Here is a 21,680-nt window from a genome sequence, read left to right on the forward strand (position 1 = left end):
CACAATTCTTTGTTGAGTAGTTTATCAGTAATCTCAGGGAAATCATCTGAAGATTTAGCAAGAAGACTATCTAAGAAAATAAAAGCAAATCTAGTAAAATCAGAAATTAGAATTTTTGCTGATGGAGAAAGTAAAATTACGCTTAATGGTAAAGTATCCAAGAAAAAATCAGTTGTTGTACAATCAATTTATCCACCAGTTGATACTAATTTGATACAAGCATTATCATTAATATCAAAAGCTAAAGAAATTTCAACACAGGTAATTGCTGTAATTCCATACATGGGATATGCAAGACAAGATAGAGAGTTTTTACCTGGAGAAATTGTAACAATGAAAGTTCTTGGAAAATTATTCAAAGGTGCAGGTGCATCAAAAGTTATTGCTGTAGATATTCATAGTTTAACAGGATTTAACCACTTTACAATTAGGACAAAAAATGTAACTGCAATTCCAGATCTTGTTCAATATTTTAAGAAATTGAGGCTAAAAAATCCATTAATTATATCACCTGATCAAGGAGGAAAAGAAAGAGCACAAGAATTTGCAAGTAAATTTGGAACAGAGTATATTGCTTTAGAAAAGAAGAGAGATAGAAAAACAGGTAAAGTGCAGATTCAAACAAAGAACGTAGACGTTGGTGGGAGAGATCTGATTTTAGTAGATGATATGATTAGTACTGGTGGCAGTATTGTTAAAGCTACACAATTTCTTAAAAAACAAAAATGTAGTAGAGTATATGTTGCATGCACACATGCCCTTTTAATGAATGATGCAGAAAAGAAAATTAAGAAAGCAGGAGTAACAAAAATTGTTAGTGCAAATACAATACCAGGTAAAACATCAATAGTAGATGTTTCAAGTACAATTGCAAAGGCAATAGTATAATGCCAGAAAGTTTTTTTATTTTATCTAAAGATTATCTAGAACTTGCAACTGATGAAATAATTTCATTATCAAAAATGTATGATAGATTTTCTAAGGTTAAAATTATTTCCAATTTAGTAATAATTCAATCAAAAACAAATTGGGAGAAAATTACAAAACGTGCAACATTTGTAAAAATTTCTGGTCAGATTTTAAGAAAGATGTCAGGGTTATTTTTAGATGAAGAAAACATAGGAGTATTAAAAAATGCTAAAACTTTTGTGTGTAGAATAATAAATTTATCATCAAATCAATTCAATATATCAGAATTAGAAAGTTCAATGGGTGATATGATATCAAAATTCTCTCATGCAAAAGTAAAATTAGAAGATCCAGACATTACTGTATATCTAATTTTTACTGATGAAGAAAACTTTTTTGGGTTTTCAAAAAAAGTCAAAGAGAATTATAGACCAAAAAAGATTACTAAATATCCTCATGAATTAGATTGGAAATTGACAAGAGTTATGATTAATCTTATAGGAATGAAAGAGGGTGAAACTATTTGTGATCCATTTTGTGGTACAGGTACAACCCTCTTGGAATCTGAATCTATGGAAATCCATGCAATTGGATTTGATTTTGATGAAAAAATGTGCACAATTTCAAAAGAAAATCTCAAAGAAAACAGGTATAAATCCAAAGTTTTCAACTCAGATTTTCAAGAATTAACCAAAATCTCTCAAGATTTTGATGGAATTGTTACTGATTTGCCATATGGAAGATCATCAAAGACATCAGAAAAACCAGAAGAAATCCTAAAGAGATTTTTCTCGATTCTACCTAAGCGCAAAAGAATTGCAATTATGTACAAAAAAGAATTAGATGGTAAATTGAGATTGAAAGGACTCAAAAAATATGAAATCTATAGGCATAAAAGCTTGACAAGGACAATTTTGATAAAATGAAACTGGTATTTTTAGGAACTTCAGCTGCACAGCCCACTGAAAGGAGAGGATTATCATGTATTTGTTTAGAAAGAGATGGTGAAATTCTAATGTTTGATGCAGGAGAAGCAGCTCAAATATCATATATGAAATCAGGTCTAGGATGGAATAAAAAAATGAAGTTGTTTGTAACACATCTACATGGAGATCATTGTGTAGGGATTTTGGGATTATTACAAACAATGTCTATGCAAAATAGAACAGAAACTTTAGAAATTTTTGGCCCAAACGGGATAGAGGAATTTATAGCTGCTAACATCAAAGTATTAAATTTTGGATTAACATTTCCTGTTTTAATTAACATAGTTAAAGAAGGAAAAATCTATGAAGATAAAAAATTTTCAATGTATGTTTGTAAAGCAAATCATTCAGTAATTGCATTTTCATATTTGTTTGTAGAAAAAGACAAGCCTGGAAGATTTAATATTGATGAGGCAAAAAAATTAGGAATACCAGAAGGAGAATTGTGGCATAAATTACAAAATGGAAGTAAAATAGAAATTAATGGGAAAACAATAGAACCATCTCAGGTATTAGGAGAAAAAAGGCCTGGAAAAAAGATTGGTATTTCAGGAGATACAATGCCTACTAAAGAATTAGAAAAATTTTTTGAAGATTGTGATTATCTCGTATTTGATTCTACATTTTTAGATGAAGAAAAACAAAGAGCACAAGAAACATGTCATTCTACTGCAAAACAAGCTGCAACAATTGCTAAAAATGCAAAAGTAAAAAATTTAGTTTTAACACATTTTTCAGCAAGATATAAAGATGAAGTTGGACATTTTGAAGAAGCTGTAAAAATTCATGATTCAGTAATAACTGCAAGAGATCTTTTAGAAATAGAAATAAAATAAAATGTTTGAAATAATCAAAAACCAAGTTCAAAATATTAAAAAAATTGTAGTTGTAACAGGAGCCGGAGTTTCTCAAGAAAGTGGAATTCCAACATTTAGAGGAAAAGATGGATTATGGAGAAATTATGATGCTATGAAATTAGCTACAATTGATGCTTTCTATGATAATCCGAAATTAGTTTGGACGTGGTATAATGAAAGGAGAGTAAATATTTTTGCAGCCAAACCAAATCCAGGTCATAAAGCCATTGCTGAACTGGAAAAGTATGCTCAAGTATCAGTTTTAACTCAAAATATTGACGGGCTTCATCAAAAAGCAGGTAGTACTGATGTATTAGAGCTGCATGGAAGTATCATTAAAATCAAATGTTCAGTTTGTAATTATAATGAAGAAATAATATCAGAGTTTTTAGTAATTCCACCTATTTGTAAATGTGGGAATATTCTACGACCAGATGTTGTATGGTTTGGAGAATCTTTACCTCAAAATGTTTGGCAAAAAGCTATGATACTTGCAAGTCAATGTGATTTAATGGTAATTGTTGGAACATCTTTAGTTGTGTCACCTGCAAATACATTGCCTATGTATGCCAAACAAAGTAATGCAATATTAATTGAAATTAATCCAGAAAATACAGAAATGTCATCTGAGATGGATTTAGCAATAAAAAATACAGGTGCAAATTCATTACCTGAATTAGTATCATTGTTTAAATAAAATTAAATTATTTTTGTGAAAAGATACCATTTATGTTTGAATCAGAAGAATCCCCAGGATTGAATACTGATGAAGCTACTGTACCATAGTCTTGATGATCAATTATCATATCTACATAATAAGGAATTCCAGTTGCATCATTCACAGTAGTTTCAAACATTGAAGTAAAATATGTTCCAGAAAAAATTTCTTTATCTGTAGTTCTAATTACAACATTAACACTATTTGTTTTTCCACTTGTGTCTGAATATTGAAGAACAATATTATCATCAGATTGTTGTTTGGTGGATAAAGAAAGTGTTTCATATGTAATTGGATTAGTTTGAGTTGTAGATGGAGTAGGAGATGGTGATGAAACAGAAGATGAACCAATTGATTTTGAATTTTGTGATGTTGAATTTGTTTCAAAGATATTCTTAACAGATTCAATAGGATTAAAATTAGAAATTCCTTCAGAAATAACTTTTTGTGATGATTCTGTTACATCAGAAATTTCGTTGGAAATTTTTTTGCCAGTTTGAGTTATTTCATTAGAGATAGTATTACCAGTTTTATCTATAATATTATCAATAGATCCATCGATTCTTTCTTCTACTGAATCTGAAGCTTTGGAACCAATATCTGCTACGTCAGTTTTTAAAGAATCAATCACGCTTGCAGAAGTTGAAGGAAATAGAGTATCTATCTCAGTAGAGAATATCATGCCTCCTAAGATCAAAATACCAGCAATTATACCTAATTTTATGAACATTTGATTATAATTTAAAAAAAATCATTTTAGATTCATACTAAAAAAAATAGTCAAAAAAGAGTGAATTTTCTTTACTAAGTTTTCCTAATTTCCTAAAACAATCCAATCAATAATTCCATCAATATTTGATGAAGAGAGAATTACTTTAATTGGTCCTAAGGGGGATTCTTCTGCTTCTTCACAAATTGCTATTTCTTCTACAAATGCTGCCTGTTTGTTAAGATAAAACCAAGTAGTATCATTATCTAAATTTTTTTCAAGGTAGCGTCGATAGATGTTTTGAGATTTTTTTGAATGAATTGTTTCATAAATTTTTTCAAATGATCTTAATTCTTTTGATTGTGCTGTAATTGAAAAATCTTCAGATTTTATTGTTGAATATGGAAAAATATTTGAGATAGATTGTATTACTTTTTCAGGATCTTCAGAAGGATGTAATGCACATGTCATTTGAAGTATACAATTGATATTTGGAATTTTCATTCTGCCCAACTTTGTATAATTTCATAAGCATTTTTGATTAATTCATCTTTTGTTAAGCCAATATTTGAGATTGCATAATCAGATAATGCAATAGAATTGCTAATTCCAACTCCTAATTCACGATTATCTCTTTCTTCAAAGTGTTCCTTTGTTTGTGGATCATCGGATCTTCCTCTTTTTTGTAAAAAATCAAATCTTTTATCTGTTGAAGCATGAATTGCTAATAATTTTACAGTGCCATATTTTCTTAGAACTTTAATTTCATCATTTGATCTTACTCCATCTAATAATATCACTTTAGCTGACGAAGATTCAATTTGTGGTTTAACTAATTCTGCTATAGCGCCTGGACCATTTTGTTCTCTAAGTTCAAGCATTAATTTTCCTAGATTTGATCTTGTCAATTCTAAATTTCTTTTTTTTGCTTCTTCCCTAACAGCATTTCCCATATTGATAATTTTGTATCCTTTTGATTCTAAACCTTCAGCGATGGTAGATTTTCCAGCACCAGGCATGCCTGTTAGGCATACAATTAGTTTTGTCAATATATAACAAAAAAAAGACTCGTCTATGAAGTTACCGGAAATTATTATAAAGATACACCAAAGAATGTTGTGATGCGAACTTTTGTTGCAGTAGAAATTTCAAATAATAATGTACTAGATTTGATTAAACAAATTCAAAATAAAATTGATATCGACGCAAAACCAGTTAGTTTAGAAAATTTACATTTCACAATACAGTTTTTGGGAGAAATAACAGATGAGATTTCTAAGAAAGTCATTGAAGCTCTTAATACCATTGAATTTTCAAGTTTTACAATTAATCTAAAAGGAGTTGGTGCATTCCCTAAGCCTAAATTTCCAAGAGTCGTTTGGATTGGAACTGATGAAAATGGTGGTAATACGTTAATTCAACTGGCAAAAAAAGTTGAAAATGTATTAGAACCATTAGGATTTTCTCCTGATAAACCATTCAAATCTCACATTACGATATTTAGGATTAAAAAGAAGGTAGGAGATATAACAAAAGAATTGGATGAACAAAAAATGGAAGATTTTGGGATTCAAGAGATTATTAGTTTCAAATTGAAAAAAAGTGAACTTACTTCTACTGGACCGATTTATTCTGATTTAGAGGAGATCAAATTAAGAAAATGAAACAAATTATTAGTACAGTATCAAGATATGTTATTCCATCAAAAACAATTGAAAAATCAAAAAATGATATTGCAGATTTAGCATTCAAATTAGTAGAAAAAGAAATTGGAAAATATCCAGAAGTCATAGGATTGGAATTTGGTGGCTCATATGCAAAAGGTACTTGGTTAGCAAAAGATGCAGATATAGATATTTTCATAAGATTCAAAAAATCTACAAAAGAAGATAAATTTGAAAAAATTTCAAAAAAGATAGGTTTTGAATCATTAAAAAAATATTCCCCATATGTAAGATATTCTGAGCACCCATATGTTGAGGCTAAAATAAAAAACACTAAGATCAATGTAGTGCCATTTTATGATGTAAAAATTGGAGAATGGAAAAGTGCAGCTGATAGATCTACATTTCATACTAAATTTATGCAGAAATCATTAACGCCAAAAATGAAAAACAATGTTAGAGTTCTTAAGACTTTTCTAAAATCAAATGGGATTTATGGTGCAGAAATTGCAAAGCAAGGGTTTAGTGGATATGTATCAGAAGTTTTAGTATTACATTTTGGAAGTTTTGAAAACATTATCAATTCAATATCAGAAATTAAAGAATATCAGGTAATTGGAAAAACATCAAAAAAATTTGAAACATCAATTGCCATAATTGATCCAATTGATAATAATAGAAACTTAGCTGCTGCAATATCAAATGAAAATCTTGGAAAATTTATTTTAATTTGTAGAGCTTTTAAAAATAAAAGTACTTTGGATTTCTTTAAGAAAAAACAATTGAAAATTTCAAAAAAATATTGGGAAAATTTGTTGGTAATAAAATTTAATTTTAAAATTAGAAGTCCAGACATTATATGGGGACAGATTAAAAGAGCTACATCATCCTTGTCAACTCAATTAGAATTGGGAGGATTTCATGTGTTAAGAAGTAAACCGTATACGGATCAAAAAAAGGATGTTTGGTTGTTTTTCTTCCTAGAATCAGCAAAGATTAATCAAATTTATTCAAAGAATGGACCTGATTTTTTTAGAGAAGATAGTTCCAAGAGTTTTATTTCTAAAAATCTAAAAAATACCGAATTAATGTGGATTGGAAATAATGGAAAAATAATTTCAGTTGAAAAAAGAAAGCATGTAGATGCAGTCAAGTTTATGTCAGAATTTTTGAAAAAGAATCTTCAAACAGGCATACCAAGAGGACTTCAAAGTGATTTCAAACAAGGTTACAAGATTTCAATAGGAAAGAAAAATTTTAGTAAATCAATTAAAGAGGTTGCAAATGAGTTGATTTCAACTGATGGTACACTCATTTATTTCAATTAATAGATTATCTGTTGAGCCATACTCAAACATTATTGGATACCCAAAAGCTACTAGTAGACAAATCAAATCAAGAATTTCTGAATTAGAAAAATTGAAAATAAAATCAATTTCATTTTCAGGTCCTACAACAATTGGTAATCTATCAATTTTAGGAAAAGGATATGTTGGAGTTGTAGTTCTTGCAAAAAAAAATAACAAACTAGTAGCATTAAAAATTAGAAGAACTGATTCACAAAGAAAAGAAATGAAAAAAGAATCAGTATTACTGAAATTAGTAAACTCTGTAAATGTAGGTCCAAAGATGATAGTTGCAAGTAAAAATTTTTTAGTTATGGAATATTTAGATGGTATTAAAATTAGTGAGTGGGTTGATCTGTTAAAAGGAGTTGGAAGTGCAAAAAAATTAAAATTAACAATCAAAAAAATTTTAGAGGATTGTTATAGATTAGATCAAATAGGTTTTGATCATGGTGAATTAAGCAATATTTCTAAACATGTTATAGTAGGAAAAACAAAATCAACTTTAATCGATTTTGAAAGCTCTAGTACTAAAAGAAGACCATCAAATGTAACATCTATTACTCAAGCATTTTTTATCGGTTCTGGAATTGCAAAAAAAGCTCAAAAAATATACAAAAATTCTTCCAAAGAAAAAATTATTGAAGTGTTAAAAAAATACAAACAAGAGAAAACACGAAAGAGTTTTGACGAATTACTAAGAGTTCTAAAATTATAATGGGATTGGCAGGATTTGAACCTGCGACCACTAGTCCCCCAGACTAGTATCATACCAAGCTAGACTACAATCCCTTGTCTCAGAGGCACAAAATGAAATTATTAAATCGTGGTATTGATAAAGTAAATTATGAAGATTTGCAATATTTGCCACAAAATTTCAGCGACTGATCAAGATCATCTAGATTGTATTCAAAAAAGAAGTATTGAATTAGAAGATGAGGATTTTAAGAATAATATTCCAGAAAAACTGAATCTATCTAACAATACCCAGAATTTAGGTATTGAAGTTAAAGCTATCTTAGAGCATCTATCTAAAACTAAAGATAGTAAAGATAAATTATAACCACTTTTCTAATCTTTCTTTTTCAAATTCTACCTTCTTAGAAAGATTTTCTGTGGTTGATTCTGTAAGATTTGTAGAAGGTTTTGAATTTGAAAACATATCCACTTCGATAACTGATGCAGTACCTCTACCAGATTCAATAAAACAACCACCCTTTCCATCAAAAAGTGCAGATTCTTTTTCTGATTGAATTTTTGAAATAATATTTTTTGCAACTGTAATACCTTCTCCCTCTGCAAAAACACCTGCTTTTGGTACCGCCATTGTTTCTGCAACCGTTAAACTAGTAACATCACCAATTGCAAAAACATTTTCAAAAGATGTTTTACAATCTCTATCTATTGGAATAAATCCAGGTTCTATAGCTAATCCAGAATCATATATGATTTTTGGAGCTATGTGTGGGGGAATGGCTAAAAGTAAATCAAAATCAGCATGACTATTTTCAAAAATTAATTTTTTTGATTCAACCGATTTTATTTTGCTTGAATTATGGAAAATTATTTTTTCAGAATTCACAAGTTCAAGAATTTGTTTACTTACTTCGGGACCAGCTGCAGGCAAAGTTATAGGAGCAGGGCTGTAAAAATTAATTTCTACAGAATCACGTATTCCACGTTTTCTAAGCATAGAATCGATTAGTAAACTGGCCTCAAATGGGGCAGGGGGACATTTGTACGGCATTCCCATAATTGAAATTGCAATATTTCCAGATTCTATATTTTGTAGTTTGTTATGAATTTCTGAAAGATCATTATGATCATATAGATTTAATCCATTTTCAACTAATCCAGGAATTTTTTCTGGAGCCAATACAGCACCCATAGAAATTATTAGATAATCATATTGTATATTATGTGAAATAGTTTTTACATTTTTATTTTCTAGATCGATTTTTACAATTTCATCTTTAATGAAATTGATGTCTTTTTTAGATAATTTATTTAATGAGCCAATAGAATTTTCAAAAGTTCGTGTTCCATTAATAATCCATAATTTTGCAAATCCTACCATAAACCAATCTTTTTTATCAATTACAGTAATTTTTACTTGGGATGAAGATAGAAAGTTTCTTAATTCATTTCCAGCTGATAGTCCACCAAAACCTCCCCCTAAAATAACAACATGTGGGATATCAGTCAACTTAACGTTCTTGTGTTGTAGGTCTTATCAAAATTTCATTTACATTCACATGAGGTGGAGATTCTACTGCATACAAAATTGCATTTGCAATATCTTCTGCTTGTAATGCTTCCATCTTCTTTGCATTTTCAATAAATCCTTTTAATGATTCATCAGTAATTGTATCATTGAGTTCTGTTGCTACAACTCCAGGTTCGATACTTGTAACTCTAATTTTAGATCGTACACTAAATTCTTGTCTTAATCCCTCACTAAATGCAGCAACTGCATGCTTTGTTGCACAATAAACACTACCTGCTGGAAAAACAATTCTTCCAGCTACTGAAGAGAGATTTACAATATGACCAGATTTTTTGTCTTTCATATGAGAAATTACTGCAGCAGTTGAATACAATACTCCTTTAATATTTACATCAATCATTCTATCCCATTCATCTACCTTTAGACTTTTGAAAAAGCTCAAAGGCATCAAACCTGCATTATTTACAAGAATATCAATAGAACCCCATTTGTCTAAAACTGCATTAGCAAAATTGTCACATTCAGTTTTTTGAGTTACATCTAATTTTTGGAAAAATACTTCTCCACCATTAGCAGAAATTTTTTTTGCAAGTTCTTCTAATCTGTCAACTCTTCTAGCTCCTATAGCAACTTTAGCGCCTGCTTTTGATAGCGTTAATGCAGTAGCAAAACCAATACCACTACTTGCACCAGTAATAATTGCAACTTTATCTTTAATCATCTAAATCTTCTAAACAGATTATCATTGTAAAAATGTTTAGACATTAACAAAACGCAAAGTTGTGGCACCTTTATTAAAAGAATAGATGTAATAAATTTATGAAATCTGAAAATTGCGCTTATTGTGGTGATTTGACAGATTTACCTTTTCAATGCAATTATTGTAAAGATCCTTTTTGTTCAGAACATAGACTTCCTGAAGAGCATAGATGTGTAAAACTCAGTCAGATTAGAGCAAGAAGATTTGGGGAGAAAAAAGTAATTCGAGATGGAGGTCCAAATAAACCAAATATTTTCAAACGGATTTTTGGACGATTTTAAAATCAATATGGACTTTTATCAGGAGATATTTTTGCACGTCTTCCTTGATAAATAAGTGCAATAGCAAGTGCAAACATCACCATTGCAGTTAACGGAAAATTCTGTGGCGCTGGTAAAATAAACCAATAATATACACCAAATCCAATTGACACAATTGCTTGAACCCACAATTTTACCCATTTTGGAGCTTTGATTAATCTACTAATGGCCTCTACTGTAAAAATTCCAATTACAGGATAAATTGTATAAAACAAAAAATCAATAACATCGACACCTGTATGAGACATTTAATATCAAAAGAAATAGGTATAATTTCTATCTAATCTTCCCAACGTACTTTGGTAGCAATGTTTTTGGAAATTAAGGCTTGGGCATTCTCATAGGGAATAGTTGCTATATCTTCTGGTTTGAAAGGACCATATTTTTCAAGATCTGCTCCAACTATTTCATCTACTTCATTAAGAAATCTAATGACAATTTTTTTTGTCTTGTGGTTTTGAGCTAATGATTCAAGAAATTTTGATTTTCCGTGAATTGTTGCTGAAATAATCAATTCAATTCTTTCTTTTTCTTCTTCTTTTGAATCTAAAATGAATTTTTCTTCATCTAAAAGAAATCCAATTTCGATTTCAGAAGATTTCAAAATTTTGTCTAATCTTAAATTTATTAATAATGATGATAGTTCAGTTGCCATCTCTATCATTGTGTCTTTAATTTTACTTTCTACACCATCAAATTCTTGTTTTCGTAAATTTCCTATAAAATTAGCAAGATCTCTATAAAAATTTGGATTAATTTCTAAAAGAGAATCATTTTCAATTTCTCGTAAAACAGTATGATGTAACGAATTGATATCTATTTGATTTGTTTCAGACATTTCTTACCTAATCCTTAAATGCTGGATGTATTTGTGTTTGATTGAAGTAAAAAATTGCCCTATAAAGTAAGTCATGGTAAAGCAATACAAGTAACATATTCTCCCGATGAAGTTTTCTCCAGAATTCAACATGAAGGTATCCAATTTATCGATTTACAATTTACTGGCTTAACAGGTCATTTTCATCATACTACAATTTCAGCTGATACTTTTACGCCTGAACAGATGAGAGATGGATTACCAAAATTAGATGGTTCATCCATAGTTGGTTTTGCTAACATTAATGATTCAGATCTACTGTTAAAGCCAGATCCAAATACATTTGCAATAATTCCTTGGATGACTGAAAATAAAACTGCTAGACTTCTTTGTGATATTTACTGGGGAGAAGATAGAGGACGATTGTCACGAGATCCAAGGGGAATTTCTCAAAAAGCTGAAGAATATATCAGAACTCAAGGTTTTGATTTTAGTACATGGGGTCCAGAAGTAGAATTTTTTGTTTTTGATAAAGTTCATTGGGATGTTCTAACGCCATACAAAGGTCAATCCTATTCAATTGAATCAAAAGAAGCTCCATGGAGTCAATCAGGAGATGGATATCCAATGGGATTGCAAGAAGGATATTATCCTAGTACACCATCAGACACTCTTACACCGTATAGAAATGAGTGTGTAAATATTTTGAAAAATAATTTTGGGATCTTATGTGATAACCATCATCATGAAGTTGCAACTGCTGGACAGTGTGAAATTGATATAAAATATGATTACATGACAAATGCTGCAGATGCTGCCCAATCATACAAATATGTAATTAGAAATGTTGCACAGAAATATGGAAAAGTTGCAACAATGATGCCAAAACCAATTGCAATGGATTCAGGATCTGGGATGCATGTTAACGTTAGTTTATGGAAAGGAAAAGAAAATGCATTCTTTGATCTAGATGATGAGATTGAATTGAGTCAGCTTGGGAGATATTTTTGTGGTGGAATCCTTAATCATTCAAAAGCATTATCTGCAATTGGCAATCCTACTACTAACTCATACCACAGATTAGTTCCAGGTTATGAGGCTCCAGCATATATTGCATGGAGTTCAGGAAACCGTTCTGCTATTGTAAGAGTTCCAAAACATCTCAAAGGAAAGAATTATGCAAATCTAAAAAGACTAGAGTTCAGAGCCCCTGATCCATCATCAAATCCATATCTTGTATTTGCTGCTGTTACTGCAGCCGGAATGGATGGAATAAAAAAGAAAATGGAACCAGGAGATGAGGTACGTGATGATATTTTCAAGATGACTAAATCAGATAGAGCTAGAAGAGGAATAGGTGTTCTTCCAAAAAGTCTTGGTGAGGCACTTGATGAGTTAGAAAGTGACAGAAAATTCCTCACTACAATTTTTACAAACGATGTAGTTGATAAAATCATAGAATTGGAAAGACGTGACCAGCGTGAAATAGCAATTAGACCCCATCCGCATGAATTTTATCTATACTTTGATGTTTAGATTCTTCCAGTTAGTGCAATAATATAGTATAATGAAATTGCCATCAAGGTAAATCCTCCTCCAAGAAATATTTCTCGTTTCTTTTCAGAAGTGGCAGCTTTATACAATAAAACTCCACCTGCAAGACCTACGAACAATATCAAAACTCCAATAATTACACTATCAAAACTTGTGTTAGTAATTAATGGATGGAAAAATCCTGCAAGTAGTGCAAAAAAGGCTACAAGGTAAATGTACTTAAATCCTGCAAGTACTTTTGATGATGTTTTGTTCAATGGTTTTTGTAAATATGGTAATCAAATAAACTTTTGAAAAATTTTTAAAAATAATTTACATCATTCCGCCCATGTCAGGCATTCCACCCATACCAGGTGGCATTCCACCTTCTCCGCCAGTAGGACCTCCTGCAGATTTTTGGGTGGCAATCACATCATCAATTCTAAGAATCATACATGCAGCTTCGGCAGCTGCGGATACAATCTGAAGTTTTACTGCTAGTGGTTCAATAATATCGCTTGATTTCATATTACCTACTTTTCCTTTCATTACATCAATTCCAGTCCATTTCTCACCTTTCTGTTGTTTTGAGCGAAGTAGTGTAAGTGTATCAATTGGATCCATTCCAGCATTTTCTGAAAGAGCTAATGGGATAGATTCTAAAGCATCAGCAAATTTTTCTGCAGCTAATTGTTCTCTTCCTTCAAGTGATTTTGCCCAACTTCGAAGTTTTGTTGCAGCAAATGTTTCAGGAGCTCCTCCTCCTGCTACGATTTCAGGTTTTAGGATTACGTCTTTTACAACCATAAGAGCATCATGAACAGAACGTTCAACTTCATCTACTACTCTTTGCGAGCCTCCACGAAGAAGTAAAGTTACAGATTTTGGATGTTTACATCCCTCTATGAATACCCATTTGTCTTCTTCAATTTTTCTTTCTTCAACAATTTCTGCACTGCCAAGATCTTTTTCAAAGAGATCATCAAGGTTTGTAACTATTCTTGCTCCTGTTGCTTTTGCAAGTTTTGTAAGATCACTTTCTTTGATTCTTCTTACTGCAATAATTCCTGCTTTTGCAAGATAATGTTGAGCCATGTCATCAAGTCCTTTTTGACACAATACTACATTTGCTCCAGAGCCAATAACTTTGTCAACCATTGTCTTTAGCATTCGGTTTTCTTCATCCAAAAATGATTTTAGTTGTTGAGGATTTGAAATGTTAATTTTAGAATCAGTTTCAGTTTTACTAATCTCTAATGCAGTGTTAATTAATGCAATTTTAGCATCAGTTATTTTTCTTGGCATGCCTCCATGAACTACTTCTTTATCAAGTACAATACCTTGGATTATCATAGAATCTTTTACAGATCCGCCTGCTTTCTTTTCTACTTTAATATCATCAATATCAACATCATAATTTTCTCCGTTCTTTTCTGCTACTGCAAGCACTGATTTTACAATAATTTCTGCAAGTTGATCAGCGTCTTTTCTAACAAGTTTAGTTTGCATTGATGTTTTTGCAATTTTAGTTAAAATTGATTTATCACTTGCAGAGATTTTATCTGCAATACTTTCAAGATATTCTTTAGCTTTCCTTGCAGCTTTTCTATAACCATCAACAATAATTGTTGGATGAACATCTTGATCAATTAGAGATTCTGCGTGTTCTAATAATGCACCTGCTAAAACAACAGCTGATGTTGTACCATCTCCAACTTCATTGTCTGTGGTTTTGGAAATCTCAACAAGCATTTTTGCTGCTGGATGTTGAACATCAATTTCTTTAAGAATGGTTGCACCATCATTTGTAATAGTAACATCACCTAAGGAATCAACTAACATTTTATCCATTCCTCTAGGACCTAGACTGGTATGTACAATCTCAGCAATAATTTTACATGCAGCAATATTGTTTTTTTGTGCTTCTCGGCCTTTAGTTTCTGAACCGCCTTCTTTTAACAACACTACTGGCATATTTCCCTTTGAAGTAGCTGTCATACCCATAGATGCAAAAACTCAAGATTCCCCTTTTATACCTTCCAGATCAAGATGAGAGAAAAATTGATTGTTATCGGTGTTTTTAAATTGGGAAAATAAAGTTGCAAAATATGGCAAAATCTCAGAATAGACAATCTTATGATAAAATTTTCGCAAAATTAAAGGAGCATCATAAATGGTTTGAAAATTCAATTCCATTGATTGCAAGTGAAAATATTCCAAGTCCTGCTGTTCGTGAAGCAATAATTTCTGATTTTGGAAATAGATATGCTGAAGGATGGCCTGGTGATAGAGTCTATGCAGGCTGTGTCTACATAGATGATGTTGAGTTTGAATGTATGAAACTAGCTAAAAAATTATTTAAAGCAAAATTTGCTGATGTAAGACCAATATCAGGAGTTGTTGCAAATCTAGCAATTTACTCTGCTTTTACTAATCCTGGAGATGTAATGTTAGCACCTTCTATTCCAGCTGGGGGACATATCTCACATGGTAAAAAGGAGCATTCAGGAACTGCAGGTTTAGTTCATGGATTAGAAATTGAATTCTATCCATTTGATGCCGAAGATATGGCAATTGATGTTGATAAGACTAAGCAAAAAGTGAAGGATTTAGAAAAAGCTAATCGTCTTCCAAAAATGGCAATGTTTGGTGGTTCATTATTCTTGTTTCCACACCCTGTCAAAGAATTGTCAGATTTTCTAAAGAGTTTTGATATTCATATTAATTATGATGCAGCTCATGTTGCAGGATTAATTGCAGGTGGTAAATTCCAAGATCCTTTGCGTGAAGGTGCAGATACTATGACAATGAGTACTCATAAGACTTTGTTTGGACCTCAAGGAGGACTTGTTTTAGGTTCGGAGGAACATGAAGAAGTAATTAAAAAAGCAACATTTCCTGGTCTTACAAGTAGTCATCACATTCATCATATGGCTGGAAAGGCAGTTGCTTTTGCAGAAGCTTTAGAATTTGGAAAGGATTATGCAACTGAGGTAATTAAAAATGCAAAGTCTTTAGCAGATGCTCTGAATGATATGGGATTCAGAGTCTTGGGAGAAAGTAAAGGATTTACAATGTCTCATCAAATTGCTGTAAATGTTTTGGACTATTCTGATGGTGGTAAAGTCGAAGCTGATTTAGAAAAAGCTAACATCATTGTAAATAGACAACTAATTCCAGGTGATATCAAGGCTGGAAGAAATTATTTCCATCCAGGTGGAATTAGATTAGGAGTTTCTGAAATCACTCGACTTGGAATGAAAAAGAACGAAATGGAAGAAATTGCATCTTTCATTAAAAATATTGTCATTGACAAAAAGGATCCGAAGAAAATTCTTACAAAAGTAAAATCTTTTAGAAAGAATTTTCAAAAAGTAAAATTCTGTTTTGACAACAAGTTAGGTGCTTACGAATACGTTAAACTCAGATAATATCTAAGAATAATCTGTAAGTAGTGATTGATCTCCTTGGTTTTTACCAAATACTAATTCAATTTCATCTGAAAGTGCATGTATTCTTCCTCGTTGATATTCACTTACATCATATTTTTCAACTAATCTTTTTGCAAGTTTTAGATATTTTTCTACAGATCCTCTAGTAATAGTAGCAATTAGTTTATGGCCACAAATACAGGTCTGAATCAAAGGCATTCGACGATAGGATTTACCGCAAGCAGTACACCTAAAATTTTGTCTTGCATATGCTCTAAGATTTCCCATAATGTCTGGTACAAGATGTGTTGAAATTACATTTGAAACAATTTCTGAAGTATTTACTGCATCAATCAAGTCAGCGTTTTTAACTTGCATATCAAATTTATCTAGCATTGAACCAAGTGTGGAATATGCACTTCGGGATTTTGATGTAGTAAGTGATGAAGTTGAATGAGTAAAAAAATAATCATAAAATTGCCTTTCAGTTTCAAGTCGTGATTTAATAATATCTACAGATGTAATATCTGATGCTTTAATTTCATTAAATGTTGATTCAAAGAATTCTAAAGGAAGGAATTTTGTAACTTCAAGATTGTGTGCTTGTGGTTGAGACTCATGGGGTAAAACTAGAGGTTGAACAAGTAATGGAGCATCCATTAATCCACCTATTCTATCAGATAGAAATTGTCTTGAAAAATTAAGAAGACTATCCATTAGAAGCATTATAGAATCAGCATCACCGTCCGCATCTCTTCTTTTTGCAGAATGCCAATTTGGAGTTGCAAAACAAACATGGGTTTCAGTGTATCCAATAATTCGTCCTACTATTCCAACAGAAGTGTGAGGTGCTAAACCAATTATTAGATGTCCGATTAGTTCTTTTGAATTATTTACATTATAAAATGCAGATGTGCCGTAAAATTTCTGTAAAAGTGTATCAATGTATTTACAAGTTGAAACAAGATATTTTCCACTTTCGTAAGGAATTATCACATCTTGCATTCGAAGTTCAATGATTTGATCTGAGTTTTCAAGGAGATTACCATCTACATCATGAAAATACCCAAGTTGTTTTAGTTTCTCAATAGATGTTCCAATCCATGATGGTTTGAATTGAGTTAATGGAGAATTTGTTGCGTCAAATCTAACAGTTCCATCTTTGAAGGTCGTTAATCCAAAGTTTTGTCGTGTAAGTCCCTTTTCTAGAGGTTCTGCAATTTTATCCTGATTGATTAGTTCCTTAACGCCTTTGAATGGTTCTTTTGCACGAAGTCCCATTTTTTCTTGTGCTAAAAGTAATCTTGTTTTTAGTGGAAATTCTTTGTGAGAATGTGCCGGTGCTTTACGTTTACATTTTTCACAAAATGGTTCATTGAGAGTATCTCTGCAATTAGTACATCGATAAGTAATTGTTGTTTTAACACCACAGTTTGAGCATTTTATTCCAATTGAAGGCTCATTGCATTTGTTGCAAATTCTGTTAAAGATATTTGCAAAAAAGTGTTCATTTCTAGATGCTTTTAGAAGATCTCTGGTAGGTCCTCCCTTATCACTTACTGGAAATAATACATGTGTTGGAGGTTTCATTTGCCTTGCAGCTGCTTTTTCGGGCCTTCCTATTCTAACACCAACTGACGTAGAAAATTTATTTTTGATTTTAATTCCAGATGTTTTTGAAATTATTTGAGGAACTGATAAATCGTTGATTATTGGTTTTTCTCTAAATAATAAATTAAAGAATATTTTTGCTTCTTGACTTTCTAAAATAATTTTTTCATTATTGATTTTATGAGGAGTACCAAGATTTTCAAGAATTTTTTTAATTTTTATTGGATATTCAATTAATGTTTCACTAAAATTATTTGGTTTTAAGAGAACCAAAAGATCTTCGGGGGAAATTTTATCCCAATAATACAGATAATGAGGATGAAGTGGAAATTTAAAATCAAGTGAAATTTTTATTGCTTCATCAGCTGAAGGAATCTTGTTTAAGAATTGTTTTAGATAATCAGATTCAATATTTTGGATTTTTTGTTTAAGTTCTTCAATCCAGAACTCTTCAACATATCCAGATGGAATTAATTGTGCATTATTTTCAAGAAAATCTCCAAAAGAAATCAGTATATCTCCTAGATGTAATATTTTTTCAATTTCATTTTTAATTTCTAATGCATGTTTTACATCTCTAATTTTTACTACATTCCCATTATTGAGACGAACAGTTGGCGTATCTATGGAATCAACAAAAGCAACTGTGGCTCCTTTTCCAGGAATGTCAATTTTGATTTGTGTTCCTACAGCAACTGTATGATCAAGGATCTCAGCTATTACAGGATGAATCCCAACTGCTGCAAACCCTGTATTACATGCTCTTCCATATCTTAATCGAAATCCGCCTAGTTTGTTAGGCATTGATAATACTGATCTTCCAGTAATTACCTCTCGCATTCTCTTTGCAGCTGCATCCTCTTGATTATCGCCAGTCTGAACTGCTCCTTTTAGATCATTGAGCCATTCCCAACCATCTAAATTGTATAATTCAATTCTTTTTAGAAGTTTTTTTGATCTTCCAATTAATCCATCGTTTAAAACTCGTAAAGCTCCACCTCTAACTCTATCAGTTTTGATTCGAGTCATAGATTTGTGATTTACAACTTCATAAGGGTCTGTATCTACACCATCTAATTCTACAGGAAGGTTAGAAATCACATGTTCAATATCTTCATCTAGTATATGGAATTGGAAACTACTAGCTTCTCTTTCATAGATTCGCAATTCTTCAACAAATCTACCTGTTTCATCATCAAATGAATTGGCTTGATATTTTGATAATCCAGCAGTTTTTCTAACATGGTCTGCAATCAACATTGTTACAGCAGATTCTGTTCCTCCTGCTGAACGCATTGGGCCTGCTATTGAAACTGAAAGATAATCAGTACCATCTTTATTTTTCTTAATTTTTACCTCACTGATTCCTTGTAATGGTGCAATGGTAACTCCTTCAGTAACAATTGCAAGACCTACACGCACTGCTAGATCAAGTTTTTCTTCTAAAGTTGCATCTGGTAGAGAATACTTTCCCAAAGCGATTTCTTTTGAAAGTATTAATGCAGATAGTTCTTTTCCATTAATTTTTAGAAGTTCTCTTAAAGGATCTGCAATATCAATTTCGTGCATCTTTGCAACTCGATCAGCCAGATCAAATGCAATTTTTGGCTCTATTATTCCTGAAGAATCTACCAAGCTAGATTTTGCCTTTGCAGCATGTTGAAAAATTGAATATGTGTCAGTTGAAAGATTTGTGTAATAATCAAGATAATAATTTGGCATATTAATTCCGCTAATACGAGATATTGCGTCGTTTTCAGACATGGTATGTGTTCTATTACTTGCTTCTTTGAATTGCTTTTGCTATTTCTTCTAGTTTTGAAATACTTCCTCCTTTTTCAAGGAATGTTCCTATCACTAATGCATCTGCTCCTGCTTTAACCAAACTTTCTGCGGTTTTAACATCTTTGATACCACCTCCAACAATTAAAAATCCATTAAATGCATGTCTTACTGTTTTAACCATTTCAGGAGTAACGTTGGATTTTGCCCCAGAACCAGCTTCTAAGTATACAAATCTCATACCAAGGAATTGAGCAGCTAAGGCATATGCTGCTGCAATCTTTGGTTTATCAAAGGGAATTCCTCTAGCAGAACCTACAAACCAGGCAGATGTTCCTTCGCCTATTACTAAATATGCAGTTGGTAGAGGTTCTAAACCAAATTTAAGAACACTTGGAGCCCCCAAAGCTTGTGCTTGAGTAATAAAATAAGGATTTTCTGAGTTCATTAAGGAGCTAAATAGGATTGCATCTGCATCAGGAACAACACCAGTAACATTACCAGGAAATAAGATAATTGGGATTTTAATTCCTTGTTTGATTCCTTTAACAACTTGAGCCATCTCAATTTGATCAGTAGCTGATGAACCGCCTACTAGAATTGCTGATGCGCCTATCTTTTCAACATCTTTTGCAAGTTTAGATGATGCCTGTAAATTAGATACTTCTGAATCAATTAAAACAAACAACAATGCATTTTTCTTTTTTAATTCTAATTTTAGAAAGTCTTCAACTTTATTTTCAGTCATAAAATGGATTTGTAGATGACTCTTTAAAGTTTAATTGGAATGTGGTATACAGTTTTGTATAGCTATGACAGAGTTGGAAGGATCTAATTTTAACAATATTATACGTAAAATTATCAAAAAATCACTGTTTACAGAGAGACAAATTGAAATTATTTTAAATCAGAAAGATCTCCTTGAATCCAGTTTTTCTATTAGTAAAGGTGCGTATTATAGGCAAGTTGGGCAATCTAGAGACAAATTGATTGGGTTATTCTATTCAATCATACTTTTACGAGGTTTAGGCATACTTTTACCTGATGATATTGACGTGATATCAAAACTCTCAGAACAGATAAGTGTGATTAATGAGAGTGATATATTTCCTGAAAGAGAAGATGAAGTGATTACTGTGATAGACAGGCTCATTCGACAGGCATGTAATATGTGATATGTGTGATTATAGTCATTCATACTCATTTGAGTTATTTGTGATAAAGTGTGTGAGTTTGTTAATCTAAAGTGTGAAATAATATTGTTCAATCACGATAAATCACGATGTAGGCGTAAAAGTTGTGATGTTAGTAGAGATTCCTGAGCCTGAAGTGATTTTAGGTGTGATTTTAGCATTTGTTATTGGTTTAGGGGGATTATATCTATACTACAAAATTCGTCCCTTTGTTAAAACTAAAAATGAAATGTTTGATGCATCACAATCAGAGCGGTTAGAATACTATGAAAGACAATTAATTGATATGAAAATACGCCTAGATGCATTAGAAATACAGGGAATTGAACAAAAATCAGAAGATCCAAATTTAGATTTAAAACAATTCTTAGAGAAATTAACCAAAAATGAAGTTGAGGAGAAACCAACTGGACAGGTTCTTACTCCTGAAATTAAACAAGAGAAACAAATTTCCGTGCCTGATATTCCAAATATTGAACATGTAAACCCAACTAATTATGTATTACAACTAATCACAAACAAAGCTATGACATCACGTGATATTCAAATCACATTAAAGAGAAGTAGAGAGCATACTTCAAGATTAATGAAGAAATTATTTGAGGATGGTTATGTTGCAAGAAATACCGAATCAAAACCATATACTTATTCAATTACTGAAAAAGGATTAGCAAAGGTTGAAGAGATTCAAACAAACCCCTCAATAGCATAAAAAAACTTTTAGAGTTTTTCTTCTTTATTTTGTTATAATTAAGAGGAAATCATTACAAATTAGGCCCTGTCTCTTATACACATCTCCGAGCCCACGAGACAGTTT

Annotated in this window: 24 protein-coding genes and 1 tRNA gene; 13 read left to right on the top strand and 12 right to left on the bottom strand. The window is 31.4% G+C overall.

The genetic code is table 11. The features are described from left to right. The first annotated feature begins 12 nt into the window (after window positions 1-12). The 4 genes from ACW9W3_RS00355 to ACW9W3_RS00370 are packed head-to-tail and all read left to right on the top strand — an operon-like array spanning window position 13 to window position 3,449. Window positions 13-888 carry a ribose-phosphate diphosphokinase gene (locus ACW9W3_RS00355; protein ID WP_457764185.1) on the top strand — a complete coding sequence of 292 codons (876 nt, stop codon included), beginning with the start codon at window positions 13-15 and terminating at the stop codon, window positions 886-888. Continuing rightward, the gene (locus tag ACW9W3_RS00360) at window positions 888-1,835 is read left to right on the top strand and encodes a TRM11 family SAM-dependent methyltransferase (protein WP_457764186.1); all 948 of its coding nucleotides are present in this window, start codon (window positions 888-890) and stop codon (window positions 1,833-1,835) included. Before ACW9W3_RS00355 ends, ACW9W3_RS00360 begins: the two co-directional genes overlap by 1 nt. Beyond that, on the top strand, window positions 1,832-2,731 hold the full coding sequence (gene rnz / locus ACW9W3_RS00365) for a ribonuclease Z (RefSeq protein WP_457764187.1): 900 nt from the start codon (window positions 1,832-1,834) through the stop codon (window positions 2,729-2,731). Before ACW9W3_RS00360 ends, rnz begins: the two co-directional genes overlap by 4 nt. Window position 2,732: 1 nt before the next feature. Continuing rightward, the gene (locus ACW9W3_RS00370; protein WP_457764188.1) at window positions 2,733-3,449 is read left to right on the top strand and encodes an SIR2 family NAD-dependent protein deacylase; all 717 of its coding nucleotides are present in this window, start codon (window positions 2,733-2,735) and stop codon (window positions 3,447-3,449) included. Window positions 3,450-3,456: 7 nt separating this feature from the next. Here the strand turns inward: ACW9W3_RS00370 and ACW9W3_RS00375 are convergent, their stop codons facing one another. The 3 genes from ACW9W3_RS00375 to ACW9W3_RS00385 form a co-directional block, all read right to left on the bottom strand. After that, window positions 3,457-4,200 (bottom strand): hypothetical protein, encoded by a 744-nt coding sequence (locus tag ACW9W3_RS00375; protein ID WP_457764189.1) that lies wholly within the window; start codon window positions 4,198-4,200, stop codon window positions 3,457-3,459. A gap of 84 nt (window positions 4,201-4,284) precedes the next feature. Beyond that, window positions 4,285-4,683 (bottom strand): RNA-binding domain-containing protein, encoded by a 399-nt coding sequence (locus tag ACW9W3_RS00380; protein ID WP_457764190.1) that lies wholly within the window; start codon window positions 4,681-4,683, stop codon window positions 4,285-4,287. Further along, the gene (locus ACW9W3_RS00385; protein WP_457764191.1) at window positions 4,680-5,228 is read right to left on the bottom strand and encodes an AAA family ATPase; all 549 of its coding nucleotides are present in this window, start codon (window positions 5,226-5,228) and stop codon (window positions 4,680-4,682) included. Before ACW9W3_RS00385 ends, ACW9W3_RS00380 begins: the two co-directional genes overlap by 4 nt. Window positions 5,229-5,300: 72 nt before the next feature. Here ACW9W3_RS00385 and thpR point away from each other — a divergent pair, with 72 nt between their 5' ends. The 3 genes from thpR to ACW9W3_RS00400 are packed head-to-tail and all read left to right on the top strand — an operon-like array spanning window position 5,301 to window position 7,907. Then, complete coding sequence (gene thpR / locus ACW9W3_RS00390; RefSeq protein WP_457764192.1) at window positions 5,301-5,843, top strand: RNA 2',3'-cyclic phosphodiesterase; 543 nt, start codon at window positions 5,301-5,303, stop codon at window positions 5,841-5,843. Then, entirely contained in the window at window positions 5,840-7,171 is a 1,332-nt protein-coding gene (gene cca, locus ACW9W3_RS00395) for a CCA tRNA nucleotidyltransferase (RefSeq protein ID WP_457764193.1), read from the top strand. Before thpR ends, cca begins: the two co-directional genes overlap by 4 nt. Beyond that, entirely contained in the window at window positions 7,146-7,907 is a 762-nt protein-coding gene (locus ACW9W3_RS00400; protein WP_457764194.1) for an RIO1 family regulatory kinase/ATPase domain-containing protein, read from the top strand. Before cca ends, ACW9W3_RS00400 begins: the two co-directional genes overlap by 26 nt. On the opposite strand, the gene ACW9W3_RS00405 is transcribed toward ACW9W3_RS00400, so the two are convergent. Beyond that, a tRNA-Pro gene (locus tag ACW9W3_RS00405) sits at window positions 7,908-7,981 on the bottom strand. 55 nt (window positions 7,982-8,036) lie between these two features. On the opposite strand from ACW9W3_RS00405, the gene ACW9W3_RS00410 reads away from it, so the two are divergent. After that, on the top strand, window positions 8,037-8,252 hold the full coding sequence (locus tag ACW9W3_RS00410; RefSeq protein ID WP_457764195.1) for a hypothetical protein: 216 nt from the start codon (window positions 8,037-8,039) through the stop codon (window positions 8,250-8,252). Here the strand turns inward: ACW9W3_RS00410 and ACW9W3_RS00415 are convergent. Both ACW9W3_RS00415 and ACW9W3_RS00420 read right to left on the bottom strand, forming a co-directional pair. After that, entirely contained in the window at window positions 8,247-9,395 is a 1,149-nt protein-coding gene (locus ACW9W3_RS00415; RefSeq protein WP_457764196.1) for an NAD(P)/FAD-dependent oxidoreductase, read from the bottom strand. The two genes, ACW9W3_RS00410 and ACW9W3_RS00415, sit on opposite strands and share 6 nt — an antisense overlap. 1 nt (window position 9,396) lies before the next feature. Then, complete coding sequence (locus ACW9W3_RS00420) at window positions 9,397-10,137, bottom strand: SDR family oxidoreductase (RefSeq protein ID WP_457764197.1); 741 nt, start codon at window positions 10,135-10,137, stop codon at window positions 9,397-9,399. 98 nt (window positions 10,138-10,235) lie between these two features. On the opposite strand from ACW9W3_RS00420, the gene ACW9W3_RS00425 reads away from it, so the two are divergent. Then, the gene (locus tag ACW9W3_RS00425; protein ID WP_048114540.1) at window positions 10,236-10,457 is read left to right on the top strand and encodes an AN1-type zinc finger domain-containing protein; all 222 of its coding nucleotides are present in this window, start codon (window positions 10,236-10,238) and stop codon (window positions 10,455-10,457) included. Between the two features lie 2 nt (window positions 10,458-10,459). Here the strand turns inward: ACW9W3_RS00425 and ACW9W3_RS00430 are convergent, their stop codons facing one another. Together ACW9W3_RS00430 and ACW9W3_RS00435 are read right to left on the bottom strand one after the other, a co-directional pair. After that, window positions 10,460-10,744, bottom strand: a complete 285-nt coding sequence (locus ACW9W3_RS00430) for a hypothetical protein (protein WP_457764198.1) — start codon at window positions 10,742-10,744, stop codon at window positions 10,460-10,462. Window positions 10,745-10,776: 32 nt separating this feature from the next. Then, on the bottom strand, window positions 10,777-11,334 hold the full coding sequence (locus ACW9W3_RS00435) for a DNA replication complex subunit Gins51 (RefSeq protein ID WP_457764199.1): 558 nt from the start codon (window positions 11,332-11,334) through the stop codon (window positions 10,777-10,779). A 54-nt stretch (window positions 11,335-11,388) separates the two neighbouring features. Between ACW9W3_RS00435 and glnA the strand changes: the two genes are divergently transcribed. Then, a complete protein-coding gene (glnA, locus tag ACW9W3_RS00440) occupies window positions 11,389-12,849 on the top strand; it encodes a type I glutamate--ammonia ligase (protein ID WP_457764200.1) in 1,461 nt (486 codons plus the stop codon). On the opposite strand, the gene ACW9W3_RS00445 is transcribed toward glnA, so the two are convergent. Together ACW9W3_RS00445 and thsB are read right to left on the bottom strand one after the other, a co-directional pair. Continuing rightward, window positions 12,846-13,124 (bottom strand): hypothetical protein, encoded by a 279-nt coding sequence (locus ACW9W3_RS00445; protein WP_457764201.1) that lies wholly within the window; start codon window positions 13,122-13,124, stop codon window positions 12,846-12,848. The genes glnA and ACW9W3_RS00445 overlap by 4 nt on opposite strands. Window positions 13,125-13,179: 55 nt before the next feature. Next, window positions 13,180-14,850, bottom strand: a complete 1,671-nt coding sequence (thsB, locus tag ACW9W3_RS00450) for a thermosome subunit beta (protein ID WP_457764202.1) — start codon at window positions 14,848-14,850, stop codon at window positions 13,180-13,182. Between the two features lie 104 nt (window positions 14,851-14,954). Here thsB and ACW9W3_RS00455 point away from each other — a divergent pair, with 104 nt between their 5' ends. Beyond that, the gene (locus ACW9W3_RS00455) at window positions 14,955-16,277 is read left to right on the top strand and encodes a serine hydroxymethyltransferase (RefSeq protein ID WP_457764203.1); all 1,323 of its coding nucleotides are present in this window, start codon (window positions 14,955-14,957) and stop codon (window positions 16,275-16,277) included. 3 nt (window positions 16,278-16,280) lie between these two features. Here the strand turns inward: ACW9W3_RS00455 and ACW9W3_RS00460 are convergent, their stop codons facing one another. Beyond that, window positions 16,281-19,652, bottom strand: a complete 3,372-nt coding sequence (locus ACW9W3_RS00460; RefSeq protein WP_457764204.1) for a DNA polymerase II large subunit — start codon at window positions 19,650-19,652, stop codon at window positions 16,281-16,283. A 13-nt stretch (window positions 19,653-19,665) separates the two neighbouring features. Next, the gene (locus ACW9W3_RS00465; RefSeq protein ID WP_457764205.1) at window positions 19,666-20,418 is read right to left on the bottom strand and encodes a phosphoglycerol geranylgeranyltransferase; all 753 of its coding nucleotides are present in this window, start codon (window positions 20,416-20,418) and stop codon (window positions 19,666-19,668) included. Window positions 20,419-20,482: 64 nt separating this feature from the next. On the opposite strand from ACW9W3_RS00465, the gene ACW9W3_RS00470 reads away from it, so the two are divergent. Next, window positions 20,483-20,845 (top strand): hypothetical protein, encoded by a 363-nt coding sequence (locus ACW9W3_RS00470; RefSeq protein ID WP_457764206.1) that lies wholly within the window; start codon window positions 20,483-20,485, stop codon window positions 20,843-20,845. A 127-nt stretch (window positions 20,846-20,972) separates the two neighbouring features. Further along, window positions 20,973-21,575: a winged helix DNA-binding protein gene (locus ACW9W3_RS00475; RefSeq protein ID WP_457764212.1), complete on the top strand. Its 603-nt coding sequence runs from the start codon at window positions 20,973-20,975 to the stop codon at window positions 21,573-21,575. The last annotated feature ends 105 nt before the right edge of the window (window positions 21,576-21,680 follow it).

The organism is Candidatus Nitrosopumilus sp. bin_68KS (assembly GCF_054095825.1).